The organism is Undibacterium sp. RTI2.2, assembly GCF_035018705.1.
In the GTDB taxonomy this organism is placed as follows: Bacteria; Pseudomonadota; Gammaproteobacteria; order Burkholderiales; family Burkholderiaceae_D; genus Undibacterium.
Window position 1 is genome coordinate 15,649 of the sequence record NZ_JASJXN010000031.1, and the last position, 18,191, is coordinate 33,839.

General features: G+C 44.9%; 17 protein-coding genes. 10 read left to right on the forward strand and 7 right to left on the reverse strand.

Going from position 1 to position 18,191, the window contains the following annotated elements; genetic code table 11:
- Window positions 1-90: 90 nt before the first annotated feature.
- Together tal and QN395_RS15580 are read left to right on the forward strand one after the other, a co-directional pair.
- Window positions 91-1,026, forward strand: a complete 936-nt coding sequence (gene tal / locus QN395_RS15575; protein WP_323492354.1) for a transaldolase — start codon at window positions 91-93, stop codon at window positions 1,024-1,026.
- Between the two features lie 117 nt (window positions 1,027-1,143).
- Entirely contained in the window at window positions 1,144-1,779 is a 636-nt protein-coding gene (locus QN395_RS15580; protein WP_322118031.1) for a chloramphenicol acetyltransferase, read from the forward strand.
- A 306-nt stretch (window positions 1,780-2,085) separates the two neighbouring features.
- On the opposite strand, the gene QN395_RS15585 is transcribed toward QN395_RS15580, so the two are convergent.
- From QN395_RS15585 to QN395_RS15595, 3 genes are all read right to left on the reverse strand, one after another.
- Window positions 2,086-2,682, reverse strand: coding sequence for a HupE/UreJ family protein (locus QN395_RS15585; RefSeq protein ID WP_323492352.1), 597 nt, complete (start codon window positions 2,680-2,682; stop codon window positions 2,086-2,088).
- A 151-nt stretch (window positions 2,683-2,833) separates the two neighbouring features.
- Complete coding sequence (rnhA, locus tag QN395_RS15590; RefSeq protein ID WP_322118029.1) at window positions 2,834-3,268, reverse strand: ribonuclease HI; 435 nt, start codon at window positions 3,266-3,268, stop codon at window positions 2,834-2,836.
- On the reverse strand, window positions 3,261-4,070 hold the full coding sequence (locus tag QN395_RS15595) for a class I SAM-dependent methyltransferase (RefSeq protein ID WP_322118028.1): 810 nt from the start codon (window positions 4,068-4,070) through the stop codon (window positions 3,261-3,263). Before QN395_RS15595 ends, rnhA begins: the two co-directional genes overlap by 8 nt.
- Before the next feature lie 43 nt (window positions 4,071-4,113).
- On the opposite strand from QN395_RS15595, the gene gloB reads away from it, so the two are divergent.
- The 3 genes from gloB (at window position 4,114) to QN395_RS15610 (ending at window position 7,017) form a co-directional block, all read left to right on the forward strand.
- Window positions 4,114-4,920: a hydroxyacylglutathione hydrolase gene (gloB, locus tag QN395_RS15600; RefSeq protein ID WP_322118027.1), complete on the forward strand. Its 807-nt coding sequence runs from the start codon at window positions 4,114-4,116 to the stop codon at window positions 4,918-4,920.
- A 95-nt stretch (window positions 4,921-5,015) separates the two neighbouring features.
- On the forward strand, window positions 5,016-6,257 hold the full coding sequence (gene earP, locus QN395_RS15605) for an elongation factor P maturation arginine rhamnosyltransferase EarP (protein ID WP_322118026.1): 1,242 nt from the start codon (window positions 5,016-5,018) through the stop codon (window positions 6,255-6,257).
- 184 nt (window positions 6,258-6,441) lie between these two features.
- Window positions 6,442-7,017: an elongation factor P gene (locus tag QN395_RS15610; RefSeq protein WP_322118025.1), complete on the forward strand. Its 576-nt coding sequence runs from the start codon at window positions 6,442-6,444 to the stop codon at window positions 7,015-7,017.
- Window positions 7,018-7,359: 342 nt separating this feature from the next.
- Here the strand turns inward: QN395_RS15610 and QN395_RS15615 are convergent, their stop codons facing one another.
- Complete coding sequence (locus QN395_RS15615) at window positions 7,360-7,908, reverse strand: hypothetical protein (protein ID WP_322118024.1); 549 nt, start codon at window positions 7,906-7,908, stop codon at window positions 7,360-7,362.
- A gap of 527 nt (window positions 7,909-8,435) precedes the next feature.
- Between QN395_RS15615 and QN395_RS15620 the strand changes: the two genes are divergently transcribed.
- Together QN395_RS15620 and QN395_RS15625 are read left to right on the forward strand one after the other, a co-directional pair.
- Complete coding sequence (locus QN395_RS15620) at window positions 8,436-10,064, forward strand: ABC transporter substrate-binding protein (protein ID WP_322118023.1); 1,629 nt, start codon at window positions 8,436-8,438, stop codon at window positions 10,062-10,064.
- Between the two features lie 129 nt (window positions 10,065-10,193).
- Entirely contained in the window at window positions 10,194-11,030 is an 837-nt protein-coding gene (locus QN395_RS15625; RefSeq protein ID WP_322118022.1) for a class II glutamine amidotransferase, read from the forward strand.
- A gap of 138 nt (window positions 11,031-11,168) precedes the next feature.
- Here the strand turns inward: QN395_RS15625 and QN395_RS15630 are convergent, their stop codons facing one another.
- Both QN395_RS15630 and QN395_RS15635 read right to left on the reverse strand, forming a co-directional pair.
- A complete protein-coding gene (locus tag QN395_RS15630; protein ID WP_322118021.1) occupies window positions 11,169-11,618 on the reverse strand; it encodes a hypothetical protein in 450 nt (149 codons plus the stop codon).
- A gap of 150 nt (window positions 11,619-11,768) precedes the next feature.
- On the reverse strand, window positions 11,769-12,242 hold the full coding sequence (locus QN395_RS15635) for a DUF962 domain-containing protein (RefSeq protein ID WP_322118020.1): 474 nt from the start codon (window positions 12,240-12,242) through the stop codon (window positions 11,769-11,771).
- Between the two features lie 108 nt (window positions 12,243-12,350).
- Between QN395_RS15635 and QN395_RS15640 the strand changes: the two genes are divergently transcribed.
- Window positions 12,351-12,842, forward strand: coding sequence for a DNA-deoxyinosine glycosylase (locus QN395_RS15640; protein WP_322118019.1), 492 nt, complete (start codon window positions 12,351-12,353; stop codon window positions 12,840-12,842).
- Window positions 12,843-13,152: 310 nt separating this feature from the next.
- On the opposite strand, the gene QN395_RS15645 is transcribed toward QN395_RS15640, so the two are convergent.
- Window positions 13,153-15,225, reverse strand: a complete 2,073-nt coding sequence (locus QN395_RS15645) for a M13 family metallopeptidase (protein WP_322118018.1) — start codon at window positions 15,223-15,225, stop codon at window positions 13,153-13,155.
- Window positions 15,226-15,487: 262 nt separating this feature from the next.
- Here QN395_RS15645 and QN395_RS15650 point away from each other — a divergent pair, with 262 nt between their 5' ends.
- Window positions 15,488-16,312, forward strand: coding sequence for a methyltransferase domain-containing protein (locus QN395_RS15650; RefSeq protein ID WP_322118017.1), 825 nt, complete (start codon window positions 15,488-15,490; stop codon window positions 16,310-16,312).
- 23 nt (window positions 16,313-16,335) lie between these two features.
- The gene (locus tag QN395_RS15655; RefSeq protein ID WP_322118016.1) at window positions 16,336-18,117 is read left to right on the forward strand and encodes a GspE/PulE family protein; all 1,782 of its coding nucleotides are present in this window, start codon (window positions 16,336-16,338) and stop codon (window positions 18,115-18,117) included.
- Window positions 18,118-18,191 lie beyond the last annotated feature (74 nt).

Genomic DNA, 18,191 nt, shown 5'->3' on the forward strand with positions numbered 1-18,191 from the left:
CCAAAGTACTATCTTCGTCGCTACGCCTTGCTGGGACAATTTTGCATAAGTCCTAAATCTTAATTTTTCAGAGCTTTAAAATAAATCATGATGAGTCAGCTAGAACAACTTAAAAAGTACACAACTGTAGTTGCCGACACAGGCGATTTTCAGTCCATGAAAGCCTATGCGCCGCAAGACGCGACGACCAATCCGTCGTTGATACTAAAAGCCGTCCAGAAAGCAGAATATCGTCCCTTGTTAGAAAAAATTGTCAGCGCGCATGCTGGCAAAGCAAGCGATGACATCATCGATCATTTGCTCGTCGCTTTCGGTTTAGAAATTTTGAACATCGTCCCGGGCCGGGTCTCCACTGAAACCGATGCACGTCTATCTTTTGATACAGAAGCCACGGTTGCGAAAGGGCGCAAACTCATTGCTTTATACGAAGCAGCAGGCATTACCCGCGAACGTATTCTGATCAAAATTGCCTCTACCTGGGAAGGCATACGCGCAGCAGAGATTCTGGAAAAAGAAGGTATACGCTGCAACATGACTTTACTATTCTGCTTGCCGCAAGCAGTTGCATGTGCCGAAGCTGGTGCGCAATTGATCTCCCCGTTTGTAGGCCGCATCTACGACTGGTATAAAAAGCAAACAGGACAAGAAATTTTCGGTGCCGATGATCCTGGCGTTCTGTCGGTAAAAAAGATTTATACCTACTATCGCAAGTTTGGCTATGACACAGAAATCATGGGCGCGAGTTTCCGTAATACATCACAAATACTGGAGTTAGCCGGTTGCGATTTACTGACGATCAGTCCAGATTTGCTGCAAAAATTAGCCGATACGACCAATACGATCAGCGCAAAATTAAACAAAGAAGCGGCACTAGCATCTGATCTGCAAAAAATTAGTCTTAATGAAAAAACTTTCCGCTTCCAGTTAAATGAAGATGCGATGGCAACCGAAAAATTATCCGAAGGGATACGTGCATTTTGTGCAGATACAGTGAAGCTGGAACAGATCATTGCTGAAATGGCTTGAAAACAATAGCTTAAAAATATGACTGTTTAAAGTAAATGGGGCAAACACTGCCCCATTTTTTCGTCTCAGTTTTTAACTATCTTTTGACTAAATTAAATGTAGTGGACGGAAGAATACATGAATAAAATCATAGAATTATCCACCTGGAACAGGCGAGAACACTTTAAGTTTTTTTCAAAACTAGATGAGCCTTTTCATGGGTTGGTAGCCAATATCGATTGTTCTCTCGCCTATCAACATTGCAAAGAGCAACAGCAATCTTTTTTTCTTTTCTACCTGCACAGCATATTACAAGCAGTTAACCAAACCGAGGCAATGCGCTACCGGATTGAGTCGGGCAAGGTGATTGATTATGCGGCCATCCACGCCAATGCGACGATTAATCGTGCTGATCACACTTTTGGTTTTTGTCAGATCAATTTTGATACCGACTTCATCAAGTTTACGCTTAGGGCAAAAGAGTCTATGCAAAAAATTAAAGAGACGAGTGGCTTGTGTTTGAATGAAGATACCAACCGTAACGACGTGATCCATTTTTCAGCCATGCCGTGGATCAGTTTTACAGGGTTGACACATGCCCGACATCTGGATGGTAAGGACAGCGTCCCCAAAATTTCAGTTGGAAAGTGCTTTCAGCAAGATGGCAAACTCATGATGCCTGTTGCGACTTTTGTGCATCATGGCCTGGTCGATGGCTATCATGTGCATCAGTTTTTACAAGGGCTGGAGCATTTGTTTAATACTGAGTATTAAACCGAATTTGCGCTAAGTTTGAAATAAACCGAGATTTTCCATTAGGATTTGAGTTGATGACGGATGTATTTTTCGAGGCAGTTTTGATCTGAGTTTATTGTAAATAAGACGCTCATGGCTAGCCATGAGCAGTAACGAAGAGCATCGAAAATGACCGAAAATGCGCCGTCAGCACTCAAATAGCACCTTTGGTACGCCTAATGGGAAATCTCGGTTAAATACCAGTGACGACAAAATGAAAAAGGACTATGAATTTTCATAGTCCTTTTTACCGATATGAACCGACAGTCAATCATCCCCGGCGAATTAAACCGCCAGCAGATAAGCTCCCGTCAATGCAATACCGCAGCCACCAAGCTGGATCAGTGACTTCATCCGTACGCTCTTGGCAAATAAACCGATACTCAATCCAGTAATATGCAGCAACAAAGTCGCTAGTACAAAACCTGCACCAGCCATCGCAATCGAAGCATTGGGCGACATTTCAGCACCATGTGCATAGCCGTGTAATGCGCCAAACACAGACACCATCGTTGCAGCCAGCCAGACCGGCATCTTGACTGCAAATGCAATCAGCAAACCTAGTATGGCAAGTGAACTCGCGATCCCCGTTTCTACCATCGGTAAAGCGACACCGGATCGCCCGAGCAGTGCACCTGCGATCATCATTAACGGAAAACTCAATGGTAAAACCCAAAGCGCCGATTGCCGGTTTTGTGCAGCCCATAAGCCAACCGCTACCATTGCCAGCAAATGATCAAGACCAGAAAAGGGATGCATAAACCCTTCCACAAAACCCATGGTGTCATGATGCACACCATCATGCGCAAATGCAGAGACGCTAATCAGGCACAATAGGCCGACAACGATCCCTCGGACTGAACTAGTTTGTGTCTTACTCACTTAGATCTCCTCAATAAAAATGCACCGGGTCGGCGCAAACGAATGTGATTTTGCAGAATGCAATTAACTTACGCAAAAAACGTGCCGCTGATTTCTTACAAATTTTTCGCTGGCCTCTCGCTAGCTTCTCGCTGATTGCGCATTGCGCCCTTCATCTCACAGTTTCTACACCACGGTTCGCCAGTTGATCCGCACGCTCATTACCCGGATGCCCGGCATGTCCTTTGACCCATTTCCATTCGATCTGATGAACACTGCGGGCGGCATCCAGTTGCTGCCATAAATCGACATTTTTTACAGGTGCCTTAGAAGCGGTTTTCCAACCTTTCGCCTTCCAGCCTTGTATCCATTCCGTAATGCCTTTTAACACGTACTGACTATCTGAATGCAGCACAATCTGGCATGGTCTTTTCAGCACAGCCAAAGCTTGGATCACAGCCATCAGCTCCATCCGATTATTGGTGGTATCTCGCTCACCGCCAAATAATTCCTTCTCTTTTTCGCCGGCGATTAGTAACGCCCCCCAACCACCAAGACCAGGATTACCTTTGCAGGCACCATCTGTAAAAATTTCTATCTTATCCATTTTTTTTGCTGCGATTGGCCACCGGCACGGCATTGCCTAAGGCTGCTCGTTTGTGCTTCCATGCAGGGCCAATCAAATGCATTCCTTTAATTCGTTTAATTGCTTGTATTGCGTATACCGCGCCGAAATACGGCCACCAGCGCTGGCCAGCATTCTCTATCAATCTGGCACGGTTGAGCCATTTTTCTGTGCGAAATGGAGGCGCATAACATCCGAAATCCGCATGATTGACTTCCATATTTAATAATTTTAGCCAATCCTTCATACGCGGCACACTAATAAAATCGCCTTCTTCCGGTAAAAAATAACTTTTACCGATGCGTCCGGCTGCCTGCCTTGCGCCCCATAAACTTGCGCGATTAAAGCCACAAATAATGACGCGCCCTTCTGGTATTAAAATCCGCTCTACTTCGCGCAATACCTGATGAGGCTCGGCCACAAATTCCAGTACATGAGGTAACACCACTAAATCGATGCTTTGCGAATGAAATGGTAATTCGCAAAAATCATGTGTCACAACAATAGGCGAGCGGCTATTTTTCTCTTCCGTTTGAGTATTGCCTGTGATGACAATAGTATTCTCTTGGAGTGGAACTAAGACGTTATTGGTGCGCCATTTATTCGGCATCCGGCTGGCGCTTAAGGCATCGATTTGTGGCAAACCAATCTGCAAAGCATTGAAGCCAAAAATATCCACCGTTAAACGATCCAGCAAAGCTTGCTCCCATTGCATGATGTAAGCACCGGACGGCTGTGCTAGCCAGGTGCCTAGGTCTATAATGGAATTTTTATCTGTATTCATTGTGGAATTTATGCTTAGTGCAACTAGTACAAATGGTGCAATTATGTCCGCCAGCGAGCTTACAAAAAACCGAGCCCTTAGTATATTGACTGTCCCGGCATTTGACGACAACTATCTATGGCTAATACACAATGGCACCTATGCAGTAGCAGTTGATCCTGGTGATGCAACGCCAATTTTGGCCGCATTGGATGAACACAATTTACGCTTGTCAGCAATTGTGCTAACCCATCATCACCAAGATCATATCGGCGGCGTCCCGGCCTTGCTCAGACATTTATCTGTACCCGTATTCGGCCCCGCAAACGACAATATACAAGCGGTAACTCAGCACTTAAATCAAGGTGACGAAATTACGCTGCCCGGCATCAATTTAAAGCTACAAGTGTTAGAAGTGCCCGGACATACTTTGGGTCATATTGCTTACTTCGCCAAAGAGCAGCACTGGCTGTTTTGTGGTGATACTTTGTTTGCCGGCGGCTGCGGCCGTTTATTTGAAGGTACGCCAGCACAAATGTTGGCGTCACTCGATCAATTAGCATCATTACCAGATGACACTGCTGTGTATTGCGCACACGAATACACGATGTCTAATCTACGTTTCGCCAAAGAAGTCGAGCCTGAGAATCTCGCTCTACTTGAACGCATCCAGCGCGAGCAAGATAAGCGCGATCATGGCATTCCGACCGTCCCTAGTCAGATCGGATTAGAAAAACAAACTAACCCTTTTATGCGTGTCCGAGAGGCATCTATTCAAGCGCGCCTGATCGCCGCTGGAAAAATTACTGCCGGTCAAGGCAATGCTAGCAATTTTGGTGCTTTACGTGAATGGAAAAATCATTACCGATGAGAGTATTTGAAATGGTATTCAAAACAGTATTTCAAATAGCGCTTGAGAGATCGGCAAAGTAATCAATTTAAGCATCAAAAATCCAACCATCAAAAATGTCTTCAGAAATCCCCTCAAAAAAACATCCGGCGACAACTCTCGCATTGTTTTGCAAAGTCGTAGATAACTATGGAGACATCGGGATTTGCTGGCGCTTTGCCAAACAATTAGAACAAGAGCATGGCATCCAAGTCACTTTATGGGTCGACGATCTACGGAGTTTTCAGCGGATTTGCCCTGAGGTTGCCATTGACCTAGACCGACAAAAAATTGCGAACGTGACAGTACAACATTGGCGCGATCAAGATGGTGTATTTGTCGCCGATGAGATATCAGATATTGTGATTGAATTTTTTGCCTGTGACATACCGCCTGCGTATATTGCGGCGATGGCAGAATGCAATCCGCGTCCGGTATGGCTCAATCTGGAGGGTCTTACCGCTGAAGAATGGGTGGAAGGTTGCCATATTCTGCCGTCCCCGCATCCAAGACTGCCGCTGACCAAATATTTTTTCTTCCCGGGATTTACGAACAAAACTGGCGGTTTGCTACTGGAATCAAACTTGGAGCAACAACGTCAAGAATTTCAATCTGATCAAACTGGCATGGCAGCTTTTCTTGGGCAATTTGGCGTTACAGAGAGCGAGATGAGCTCGCTGAAAGTATCGCTGTTTTGCTATCCGCAAGCGCCAGTGTCAGCATTGCTTAATACCTGGCAACAAAGTGACGTGGCAATGACTTGTCTGGTACCAGATGGTGTTGCTGCCGATGCGATTGCTGCATTTATAGGACAAGAGCCAAAGGCTGGCGCATCCTCAACGCGAGGCGCATTAACGGTGCGTGTGTTGCCATTTATCCCTCAAGCTGATTACGATAAATTACTGTGGGCATGTGATCTGAATTTTGTCCGGGGAGAAGACTCTTTCGTCCGTGCACAATGGGCGGGCAAACCTTTTATCTGGCATATCTATCCACAAGACGAAAACTTACATCACGTTAAATTGAAAGCGTTTTTGCAACGCTATGTAGGCACAGCAGCAGAAGCAGGTGCAGAAACTAATGCAGAAACTACAGCAAAAAGTTTGATTGAGTTCTTCCTAGCCTGGAATGGCGCTGCAAAAACGGAAAATAGTCATTTACCCGCCAATAGCTGGGAAAATCTCTGGCCACGATTCCAGGCTGACATGCCCAAAATTGCTGAAATATCTAATCATTGGCGACAGCAATTATTAGAAAATGGGGATTTAAGCACCAATTTGCTCAGGTTTGCTAAGGCGATTCAGCAAGCGGCAGTTTAGCTGCGGCTAAAATAGGTTAAAATACGCGGTTAATTTTCGACGTATTTTAAAACGACTTATCTAATTCAGTCAGATGTAGGCTTGCAAGGCTCATTATCTATCGTAGCCACTAAGTGACGACAGTAAGTGACACCAGCAAGTGACAGATGATTTTTATGCAACCACCTTTTTACGTATATTCACTATGAAACCTGCAAAAGAAATTCGTGTTGGCAACATTATTATGGTCGACAGCAAGCCGATGATCGTTCTGCGTTCTGATGTCAATGGCTCCAGCCGCACGGGCTTCACCTACAAGTGGAAGATGAAGAATCTGCTGACCAACAGCCCTCAGGAAAACGTATTCCGCGGCGACGACAAATTTGACGTTGTTGTACTGGATAAAAAGCCTGTCACATATTCTTACTTCGCTGATCCTTTGTATGTATTTATGGACGCTGACTACGAGCAGTTTGAGATCGAAGAAGAAAATTTGGGCGATGCCCTGCATTACCTCAAAGATGGCATGGAATGCGAAGCAATTTTTTATGATGGCAAAGCGATTTCGGTCGAATTGCCAACAACGATCGTTCGCCAAGTTGTCTATTCAGAGCCAGCAGTGAAAGGCAATACATCAGGCAACGTATTGAAAGAAGCCAAGATTGAAAATGCGATTGAAGCGCATAGCCACAGCGTTCAAGTACCGTTGTTTGTCAGCCAGGACGATATGATTGAAATCGATACCCGGACTAACGAATACAAGCGCGTAATTCGTAACTAAGACGTGATTAAGCTTTACTGAAGCTACAATCAAGATATAGCAAAAAGGCGATTCATTTCGCCGCAAATAAAAAATGCCACCGGTCGTAATAGCTAGACCGGTGGCATTTTTTTCGTCTTTTTTTACCAGAAAAAAATTGATCGCTAATTAGTGAAAAAATCGTAAAAAAACATCAATAAAAACAGCTAAATAATAGATACTCCCCCTCGATTTTCATAAATATAGTCGATTGTCCAGACTTTGATTGGACAATAAAATATACTAGATGAGAGTATATTCATTATCACTTTACAGCTTCATAAAAAATCCGTACTGAAAATCTGAATCAAAACCGCAAGCGTTTTACCTCGCAGCGTCCGCTTTACTCATCATGATTTCAGCCTTATACGCCTCGGGCGCTACATTCTCTCCGGCGACTTTCTTCGGCTCCAGATTCACTAAAGAAAATCGATATCCGCCGTAATTAGCGTCTGCCGGCAAATTCATTGCCGCTGGTGCGGGGGTGCCAATCACCAGCAATGCTTCCGGCGTGCCGGGCTGGCTGACTTTAAAACTCACTGTTGCCTGCCCTGCCCAAACACAACGCGTATTTGGCGGGCAACGACTATCAGTAACCTCGGTCACCTCTATCGTCATGCCCTGTTTGGCAAGCTTGGTTGCTTGGCGATAGCTCAGTATGATCGTCGTTGGCGCAACGTCAGACAAGGCAGAAGTGGCGGTGGCGGCGGGGGGGGCAACTGAAGCAGCTTTTTTATCGTTCATGTCAGTAGCAGGAGTAGCGCTGCAAGAAATTGTGGATAAGAGCAAACCAGCCATAGCAACACTGGTAACTAAACCTTGCACATTAGTTTGTGAGCGAGTTTTTAAGCGAGATACTATTTGAAGAGGCATTTCATATTCCTAGATGTCGGCTGTATTAATCAATGCTAAAAAATAGCGGCGTATTACAAAAATGATCGGCGTACACAAAGAAGAAATTCTGTAGCGAAACTGGAGCAAAACCAAAGTAAAGCATGAATAAGCCACCACACTACCACAAGCCAAACTCATTGCAAATTCAACATGACTAGGTTTGTCTAAACATCAACAGGCGCAAACACATACGTCAACCCATAGTCGAAAAATGGTTATCGCAAAACATATTTGGTCTTTTACTTTATGCTGGCGACAAATTAAGATTATTTTCAAAAGAAATAGTCTCACTAGGAGTTACGAAAAAAGCCTGCAGCAGTAGCGCCCACGTGCATCATCAAAAATACGCCTGCATGAACCTGCATGTGCACGCATATGACGAAGAAGCACAGGCTCGCTGAGGCAGTTTAAGTAAGTCCTGATAACGATAAAAACCTCAATGCTCAGCAACGGCCAATCAACATTCTGGCACCAGCGGGCATAGTCTTAAAAAGATAGAGAACCCTATGCGTATTTTTAAACGAATCACCTCTGCATTAGCCCGAGCCATCCAGCTCAAACAAAAAACGTACTTAGCTATTTGTACGGCCAGTTTGTTGGCCTTAACGCTGGGCTGGAGCACCCCAGGTATCGCCGCAGATTTACATTTACGTGTAGGTCTGGCTGCGGACGTAACGTCCTTCGATCCGCATTATTTAAATAGCGGCCCGAATAACGCATTCGCTTTCCATATTTTTGATGCTTTGGTCAATCTGGATAGCAATGGCCAACTGGTTCCCGGCTTGGCAACCTCATGGAAAGCGATTGACCCACTGACATGGGAATTCAAATTGCGCCATGGAGTCAAGTTCCACAACGGCACAGAGATGACTGCAGAAGACGTCATTTTCTCACTTGATCGCCCCGCCACTATCCTCAATAGCCCCGGCTCATTTACCAGTTACACCAAACAAATTATCAGCAAACAAGCGGTTGATGCTTACACGGTACGCTTGAAGACTGCGACCCCATACGGCCCCTTGCCTTTAGATGTTAATTCGATTTTTATCGTGTCAAAAAAAGTCGCACAAAATGCCAGTACAGACGACTTTAATACAGGCAAAGCGCTGATCGGTACCGGGCCATTTAAATTCGTTAGCGCCAAGCGTGGTGATCGTATTGAACTGGTACGCAATGACAATTATTGGGGCGAAAAACCTCATTGGGACAAAGTGACTTTGCGCATACTGACCAGCGGCGCACCCCGTGTAGCAGCCCTGCTGGCGGGCGATGTAGATGCAATTGAAAGTGTGCCACCCGCCGATTTACCTAAATTAAAAACGAACGTCAAAGTTAAATTAGAACAAAAAATTTCTTGGCGTACGATTTTTTGGGCGCTCGATCAACAAGCCCATGTGTCTCCTCATATCACGGATAAAGCAGGCAAGCCTTTAACCACCAATCCACTACACGATATCCGCGTGCGCAAAGCAATTTCTAAAGCGATTAATCGCCAGGCCTTAAGTGACCGCGTTTTAGAAGGTTTGGCAGTACCTGCTTCTAACATCGTAGCGCCAGGCATTTTGGGGTATGACGATACCGTTAAGGTCGAAGCTTACGACCCCGAAGGAGCAAAAAAATTACTGACAGAGGCTGGTTATCCCAATGGTTTTAATATCACTCTGCATGGCCCGAATAATCGCTATATCAATGACGAACAAATAGTACAAACCGTGGCGCAATTTTTAAGCAAAATCGGCATACAAGCCAAAGTAGAAACGATGCCGCTGGCGGTATATTTCCCCAAAGCCTCCAAGGGCGAATTCAGTATTGCCTTGTTAGGCTGGGGCAGCGTGGCAGGTGATTTTGCTTTGCGGACTTTGCTCGGAACAGCAAATCCAGAAACAGGCTGGGGCAGCTGGAACTGGGGCAAATACAGTAATCCGGCACTGGATGAATTAATCCGTAGCTCCTTAGCATCAGTGGACGACACCAAGCGCCGTGATTTTGCTAAAAAGGCCATGGGCGTGGCTTTGCGCGATTATGCGGTTATCCCGCTCCATCATCAATATGCTACATGGGCGTTGCGAAAAGGCCTCAAATATGCAGCCAGAACAGATGAATTTACCTTTGCGCAGGAGTTCAAACCCGAGTAATTATCATTTTTTCCCCAAATAAGGAAAATTTATGTAAATAATTTACCCGTTTCTAAGCAGCAAGAGTATTTTAGGAGGTGTACCAGTTTTTTACTGCAAGCAAGACTACAAGATTCAGGATCGTAATCGATGTGCCAGCTACTTGGAATGAATTGCAATAATCCCGCCGAGATCACTTTCTCATTTGAAGGTTTCTCAGCGCGGGGCGGCCTTACCGATGAACATAAAGACGGCTGGGGCATCGCTTTTTATAACGACACTGGCTGCCGCCTGTTCACCGACCATTTATCATCGATCAGCTCACCGCTGGCAGAAATGATCAAACGCAATCCGATCAAATCCTGCAACGTCATCGCCCACATACGCAAAGCGACACAGGGCAATATCATCCTTGAAAATAATCACCCGTTTATGCGCGAGCTGTGGGGAAAATCTTGGATTTTTGCTCACAATGGCGATCTGAAAAACTTCCATCCAACGCTTAATGGCCTCAATGGTATATATCACCCGGTTGGTGAGACGGATAGTGAGCGTGCGTTTTGTTATTTAATGGAAGGTCTGCAGCAGCGCTTCCCTTCTGCCAATGCGGATGATCTGCCGCCGACAGAAGCTTTGTTCAATGCGATTACCGAACTGACCAAGTACATAGCCTCGCACGGCATATTTAACTTTATGTTATCTAATGGCGATGCTTTGTTTGCCCACTGCTCCACCAATTTGCATTACGTCGTGCGCGAGTATCCATTTTCTACTGCCGCACTGATCGACTGCGACAAGAGCATCGACTTCAGCAAGTTTAATAAACCCGACGACAAAATCGCTGTCATCGCCACCAAACCGCTGACATCGGACGAATCCTGGTCTGCCTTTCATCCGGGTGAATTAAAAATGTTTTTAGAGGGACATCCAACCAAAGACATCTTGATCTCCGCAGAGCTGTATGAAGTCGCTGAAGCACTTGATTAGCATTAGGACTTACGCAAAACCAGTCCAGCTGCGTTGAATCTGCTAGCCGTAAACTAATGTCTTCGTTGCTGCGCCTTGCCGGGACAATTTTGCGTAAGTCGTAGTATTTCGTTAGGTCTTTAAAATCCAAGATGAGTGTTAGTGAGTGACGCGCGTTGTTCTGCCGTTAGACAACAAGCGGATACGATCACCAGACCGGAACAGTTCATCAGCATCCTGAGTAATTGCCTTCATCTCACCATTATCGAGTCTGACGGTAATCTCCAGTCCCATGGATTTATTCATATTGCCTTCAACTTTTTGACCGATTAATCCGCCTGCAATCGCACCAACGATACCTGCTGCGATAGCACCGTTACCACCTCCTATACTAGAACCAGCAGCAATCCCACCCAGCGCCGCACCAGCGGCAGTTCCAACACCGCTTTGGCCTTTGTCTATCGTCACCTCACGAACGGATTCGACCACGCCCATTCGCACTGATTGTTCATTTTGTGTTTGTCCGGGACGGTATACGCTATTGGACGTTGGAGGCACAGCACAAGCGCTGAGAGCGAGGACAGTACTTAGAACGAGTAATTTTTTCACGACAATCTCCAAATAGGGTCACAAATAGGAATGCATATAAATTTTGATTTGCCTAAAACTTTAATCAGCATTTTTTTGACAAGCACCAAGGACAGTGGTTCCAATTTCTGAGAGATTTTGCCTTAAATTCGATTTAGGATTTGTGACAAATTAATACCGTATGTTAAAACGACGATATAGAAATCCGAGGACAAACAAAGGACCAATCAGCAAGAAACGAATATCGTCAAAAAATGACGGCTTTTTACCTTCAATTTTATGTCCGATAAATTGACCTATCCACGCCAGTACAAAAATACACAATGCAGATGGCAATACCCAGGAAGGTGGCAAAAAATATATAGTGCCTAACATGCTACTTGCCATAAAAACCATACCAATGGCAAATGGAATGGATAATGATGCATAATAAATAATAGAAAGCCATGCGACGCCTACCGCAGCTAATGGATGAATTGCCCATAGCAGTCCCAATATCGTCCAGACAATCACTGGGACGCAAACAAAATGAATGATTTCGTTGGTAGGATTTTGATGACTTTCCGCATATCGCGCTAACAGTTGTTCAACTGTTCTGGTATTGCTCTTAGATAAAGACTGAAAAGGCGTATTTAGTTCGTTCACAACGGTTCTCCTGGATATTATGATGATGAATTCCTAAGGTCTTTATGCCTTATCTATGATCATTTTAATCTTAATTTTTACCAAGAAAAATTATTTAGTCTAAGACCTATGACCATCCTATTATCAGGATTTCCGCCAGTAATTGATCATCAAACGCATACGTTAATATTGGGTAGTTTTCCGGGTGCAAAATCACTTGAAATACAACAATATTATGGCTATAAACATAACCAGTTCTGGCGTTTAATATCGTCCGTACTGCATGAGAATCTGAGCGTATTACATTATGAAGATCGCCTGCCACGTTTGCTAGCGCATGGTTTTGGTTTATGGGATGTGATTGATGCTTGCGATCGAGTGGGCAGTCTGGATTCGAATATCCGACATGCCAGAAGCAACGATTTTTCTTTTTTACGAGACCGATATCCTGCTTTAAAACTGATCGGATTTAATGGCAAGACTTCCGCTAAGTTTGAGTCTCAATTCTTAGCGGCAGGGTTTAATACAATCGTATTACCTTCTTCTTCACCAGCGTATGCTATCCGTACTTTTGAACAAAAGTTGGTTGACTGGAAGCAGTTATCTCGCTCGTCTGAGTAAAAACAAAAATGATAGTTGATTAAAAATAAAACTCGGACTAGCCGCCCGAGTTTTTCATCAATCGAATTTAACCCAGATTTTCCATTGGAACAGCGACAAGTGTGCCTTTGGCGAACTGACTGGCTAGACGCGACGACGACGCAAGCTGCATCTTGCTAGGAGGAGCAACAACGCCAGGCAGTTCGCCAAAGGGGCAATTGTCGCTGTAGCGTTTCCACTCAAATCGCGGTGGTGCTATCCCTCTGAAGACCGCACGCCGTCTGCGTTTTTTGCGAAGTGGTAGCGGTCCAATGGAAAATCTGGGTTTAACTTACCAAAGAATGACGCGCTTTTCCGGCGGCAAATACATCTTGTCACCCTGTTTGACATCAAACGCTTCGTAAAAGCCTGGCTGATTTACCATCGTTCCATTAGCACGAAATTGTCCAGGAGAATGAGGGTCAGTTTTCACTTGCACAATCTGTTGCTGATCGCGCATTTTGCTACGCCATACTTGACCAAAACCCATGTAAAAACGCTGGTCACCCGTAAGACCATCAATCACGGGTGCAGGCTTACCATTGAGCGATAATTTATACGCCTTAAACGCAATCGCAATGCCCGAGTTATCTGCGATGTTTTCGCCTAAGGTCAATTCACCGTTGACGTTATAACCAGGTAACGGACTATAGCTGTTGTATTGCGCAACTAGCATGTCAGTCTTGGTGGAGAAATTTTTACGATCTTCTTTCGTCCACCAATCACGCAAATTACCGTCACCATCAAATAGACTACCTTTATCATCAAAACCGTGACTGATCTCGTGGCCAATTACTGCACCGATTGCACCATAATTAACCGCATCATCAGCACCCATATCAAAAAATGGTGGCTGCAAAATAGAGGCCGGAAATACAATCTCATTCATACTCGAATTATAGTAAGCATTGACGGTTTGTGGTGTCATGCCCCATTCTTCCCGATCAATTGGCTTACCTAATTTATCGACACGACGCTGATATGAAAAGGTATTGGCACGCATCACATTGCCGACCAGGTCGCCATTTTTTATGCTCAGCGCAGAGTAGTCACGCCACTTATTTGGATACGCGATCTTAGGCGTAAATTTAGCAAGTTTGGCTTGTGCTTCTCTCTTAGTTTCTGGACTCATCCAGTCCAACGTATCAATACTTTGTTTGTAAGCGACCAACAGATTTTTAACCAATTCTTCCATGCGTATTTTGCGCTCAGCAGGAAAGTACCGGGCAACGTATTTCTTCCCAACCGCTTCACCCAAAGCAGATTCGACAACGGTAACCCCGCGTTTCCAACGTGGGCGCATTTCTGTCACACCCGTGATCGTGGTACCGTAGAAATCAAAATTAGCGTCTACAAAATTCTTGGATAAATACTCAGAATAGCTGCGCAATAATTGCCATTCAAAATAAGATTTCCATGTTGCCAAATCAGTTGTCTGTATCAATTGATTCAGACCCGTAAAGTAGCTAGGCTGACCGACGATGACATAATCCACCTTACTTGCGATACCTGCAGCACCTAGTGCCATTTGCCAGTCATAGCCTGGAGTAATCGTATCTAAATTTTTTATTTCTATCCGGTTATAGCGCTTGACTGGATCACGATTTTCCACCTTCGTCCACTGCACTTCAGCGAGGGCTGTCTCTAGTCCAATAATAGCCTTAGCGTTAGCTGCCGCATTTTTTTCACCGGCTAAACTTAGAATTTTTTCTATATGACGTTCGTACTTGGCTCGCACATCAGCCAGCTTGGTATCATCTTTCTTAAGATAATAATCACGATCGGGCAAACCTAGTCCGCCTTGGCTAATATGAGCCGCATATTTAGTAGAAGCACTGGCATCTTGTCCGACATAAATTGAGTACGGTGCAGCTACGCCGATCTGGTTCAGATGGGCAATCAATGCAGGGATAGCTTTTTTATTTTTGATGACGCGAATGTGCTGTAATTCTGCTGCCAATGGCTGATAGCTAAGTGCCTCTAGTTTTTTTTCATCCATATAACTGGCGTAAAAATCACCCATTTTTTGCTCTTCAGAACCGATCTTTTTATGCGTATCTTTTTGTGCCGCTTCGATCAAGTCACGCAGTTGTGGTTGCGTGTCGTCGCGCAATTTAGCAAATGCGCCCCAACTCGATTTGTCGGCAGGAATTTCTGTAGTTTTAAGCCATTTACCATTCAAGTAACTAAAAAAATCGTCCTGTACCCTGACAGAAGGATCAATATACTGAATATCAATACCAGAGCTGGTTGCAGAGCCAACGGGTTTAGCTGGTTCATCAGCGATTACAAGGTTGGAACATAGAGCCAATACACTTAATGTAACGCTACTTAAAGCAAAACTACGCAGAAGGTGTTTTTTCACGAATTAATCCCTGTCAAAAAAGAAAAATGGCAAATAGCCATTACAAAAATATAGCATGGGAATAACTTTCTCACAGTTCAAGTAACTATCTCTCTGTCCAAAATTGGTCTTGGCAAGGACTTACGCAACATTGCCACGACAGAGCTTGGCAACTAAGACCTTACTCTGGTCTGTAAAAAATCCGCTGATATTTCTATGTAGTTTTTTGTAAAGAGTAGAGATGAAATATTTTTTTATTCTCTGGACTAGGTAAAATACTTACATGCTAATCAAACGAAAATCCATAGAAGCCGAAGCCAACTATCGCTCCGGCCCCAGAGCTGCTGGTAGTACAGCACAAAAACCAGCACGTAAAGCCAAATTTGCCCCAATCACTTTGTCTGAACTGGATGGCGTGCGCTATCTGCATTTTGGTACGGAGTGGGTACAAGGTGCGATGCGCTTGCGCAAACCCGACTGGCTGGAGCTGGAATACGCGCAACAAATGATGGCCTGGATGTTGTTCGCCACCGACCCTAAGTACATTGTGCAATTAGGTCTGGGCACGGGTGCATTGACCAAATTCTGTTATCGCCAGTTTCCCATGGCGCGGATTACCGCAGTTGATCTGAACCCGGCTGTCATCGCCATTTGCGAAAGCATGTTTAAGTTGCCGGCCAATGATGAACGTCTTCATGTTGTTGAAATGGACGCCTTAGATTTTGTCAATGATCCGTCCAATGAAGGACAAATCGATATCATGCAAGTCGATTTATATGACGCGACGGCTAAAGGTCCGGTATTAGATACCGCAGAATTTTATGAAGCCTGCGCTGCTTGCCTGACACCAAACGGACTCTTAACGGTGAATTTATTTGGCGACCATCCAAGCTATGCTAAAAATTTAAAAGCACTACGATTTGTTTTTGATCGCGTACTTTGTTTGCCAGAAGTACACGATGGTAACGTCGTCGCTATTGCCTTCAAATCTGCCATCAAACTCGATTTTCCGGTACTGTATGAGCGTGCAGCAATCATCAAAGAAATCAGTAAACTCCCCGCAAAATCTTGGGTGGATGGATTAAAAGAAACCACAAAGTCCGCCTGAACATTGTCTAGATCGAGTAAAAAATGACTAAGTCGCCACAGCAATCTCTGAACATGCAGCAAATTTTCACATGGTTGATGGCAGACGGTATTATCCTCAAGGAAAATGCAAAGGCAGAATTCAATAGCGCCCAAGCGATTCTGAGAAATGGTCCTGCAGCGATGCACACGCTAACAGCAATCGCGCAGGCCAAGCTGCACTCGGTTAAAAAACCAAACCAGCAATTAACTTTGGATTGGCTAACAGAGTGGACTGCGCACAAGGTTCAGTTACCTTTTTATCGGATTGATCCTCTAAAAATTGACTTCACCAAAGTATCTGATGTGATGTCGTCCAACTACGCGACTCGCTTCAATATTTTGCCCGTAGAATCCACTCTGGACAGCGTCACGATTGCGACTACAGATCCTTTTAATACCGAGTGGCAGCCAGAAATTGCCAAAATCACGCGTAAAGAAATCCGTTTAGTGCTCGCCAACCCGCTCGATATTTCTCAGTATATTGCGCAATTTTTCTCATTAGCGAAATCAATTAAAGACGCTAAAAAAGCCAGCAAAAATGACCTTTCACTCAGAAGTAATTTTGAACAACTAGTCGAGCTAGGTAAGGCTAATAAGCAAGTCGACGCCAACGATCAGCACATCATCAATATTGTTGACTGGCTCTGGCAATTTGCATTTGATCAACGCGCCTCCGATATCCACCTCGAACCCAAGCGTGAAATGGCCTTAATCCGTTTTCGGATCGATGGTGTACTGCATCAGGTGTACCAAGTCCCTGCAGCGGTTATGATTGCGATGACTGCGAGGATCAAATTGCTGGGACGTATGGATGTGATTGAAAAACGCCGGCCACAGGATGGTCGTATCAAAACCCTTACCGCTGACGGACAAGAGGTCGAGCTCCGTTTATCCACATTACCAACGGCGTTTGGTGAAAAAGTGGTAATGCGTATTTTTGATCCGGAAGTGGTGGTAAAGACCTTACCAGAACTGGGTTTCCCACCACTGGACGCTGGTCGCTGGGATCAGCTCACGAGTAAACCGCATGGAATTATTTTGGTCACTGGTCCAACCGGCTCTGGCAAAACCACAACGCTCTACACCACCTTAAAAGCCCTCGCCACTTCAGATGTGAATGTCTGTACGGTAGAAGACCCGATCGAAATGGTAGAGCCTTCTTTCAACCAAATGCAGATACAACCATCGATTGACCTGAACTTTGCCGATGGCGTGCGCGCTCTAATGCGGCAAGATCCCGATATCATTATGGTGGGTGAGATCCGTGATTTACAAACGGCTGAAATGGCCATCCAGGCAGCATTGACCGGGCATCTGGTGCTATCAACCTTACATACCAATGACGCGCCATCCGCCATTATGCGTCTGCTGGAATTAGGCGTTCCCTATTATCTACTGGAGGCAACCATCATCGGGATTCTGGCGCAACGACTGGTGCGAACGCTATGCTCGCATTGCAAATCAGGTGATGGTGAAATAGCTGATGCTGTCTGGAAAAGTCTGACCGAAGAATGGAACCTACCAAAACCGACAACAATTTATCGACCAGTAGGATGCCCTGAGTGTCGCTTGACAGGCTACAAAGGTCGTACCGGCTTATATGAATTGTTGACTGTAACGCTGCCATTCAGCAAACTCATCAAAGAAGAGTCAGATATTCATGCACTGAGAAAGCAGAGCATTGCAGATCAGATGAAACCTTTGCGTATCGCAGGTGCTTATAAGATTATCGAGGGACTCACCACCGCAGATGAGGTATTAAAAGTAACTTCATCATTGATTTAAATAGCGAACTGACGCAAAACTATCCAAGCTGGGTTGCAAGCTCTATCCGGAACAATCTTGCGTGAGTTTTAAAT

Bases quoted from the DNA above. Each gene is read 5' to 3' on its own strand.
- rnhA (WP_322118029.1), bottom strand. From the start codon at position 3,268: ATGGATAAGATAGAAATTTTTACAGATGGTGCCTGCAAAGGTAATCCT.
- QN395_RS15580 (WP_322118031.1), top strand. From the start codon at position 1,144: ATGAATAAAATCATAGAATTATCCACCTGGAACAGGCGAGAACACTTT.
- QN395_RS15655 (WP_322118016.1), top strand. From the start codon at position 16,336: ATGACTAAGTCGCCACAGCAATCTCTGAACATGCAGCAAATTTTCACA.
- QN395_RS15610 (WP_322118025.1), top strand. From the start codon at position 6,442: ATGAAACCTGCAAAAGAAATTCGTGTTGGCAACATTATTATGGTCGAC.
- QN395_RS15595 (WP_322118028.1), bottom strand. From the start codon at position 4,070: ATGAATACAGATAAAAATTCCATTATAGACCTAGGCACCTGGCTAGCA.
- gloB (WP_322118027.1), top strand. From the start codon at position 4,114: ATGTCCGCCAGCGAGCTTACAAAAAACCGAGCCCTTAGTATATTGACT.
- QN395_RS15625 (WP_322118022.1), top strand. From the start codon at position 10,194: ATGTGCCAGCTACTTGGAATGAATTGCAATAATCCCGCCGAGATCACT.
- QN395_RS15615 (WP_322118024.1), bottom strand. From the start codon at position 7,908: ATGCCTCTTCAAATAGTATCTCGCTTAAAAACTCGCTCACAAACTAAT.
- tal (WP_323492354.1), top strand. From the start codon at position 91: ATGAGTCAGCTAGAACAACTTAAAAAGTACACAACTGTAGTTGCCGAC.
- QN395_RS15640 (WP_322118019.1), top strand. From the start codon at position 12,351: ATGACCATCCTATTATCAGGATTTCCGCCAGTAATTGATCATCAAACG.
- earP (WP_322118026.1), top strand. From the start codon at position 5,016: ATGTCTTCAGAAATCCCCTCAAAAAAACATCCGGCGACAACTCTCGCA.
- QN395_RS15650 (WP_322118017.1), top strand. From the start codon at position 15,488: ATGCTAATCAAACGAAAATCCATAGAAGCCGAAGCCAACTATCGCTCC.
- QN395_RS15620 (WP_322118023.1), top strand. From the start codon at position 8,436: ATGCGTATTTTTAAACGAATCACCTCTGCATTAGCCCGAGCCATCCAG.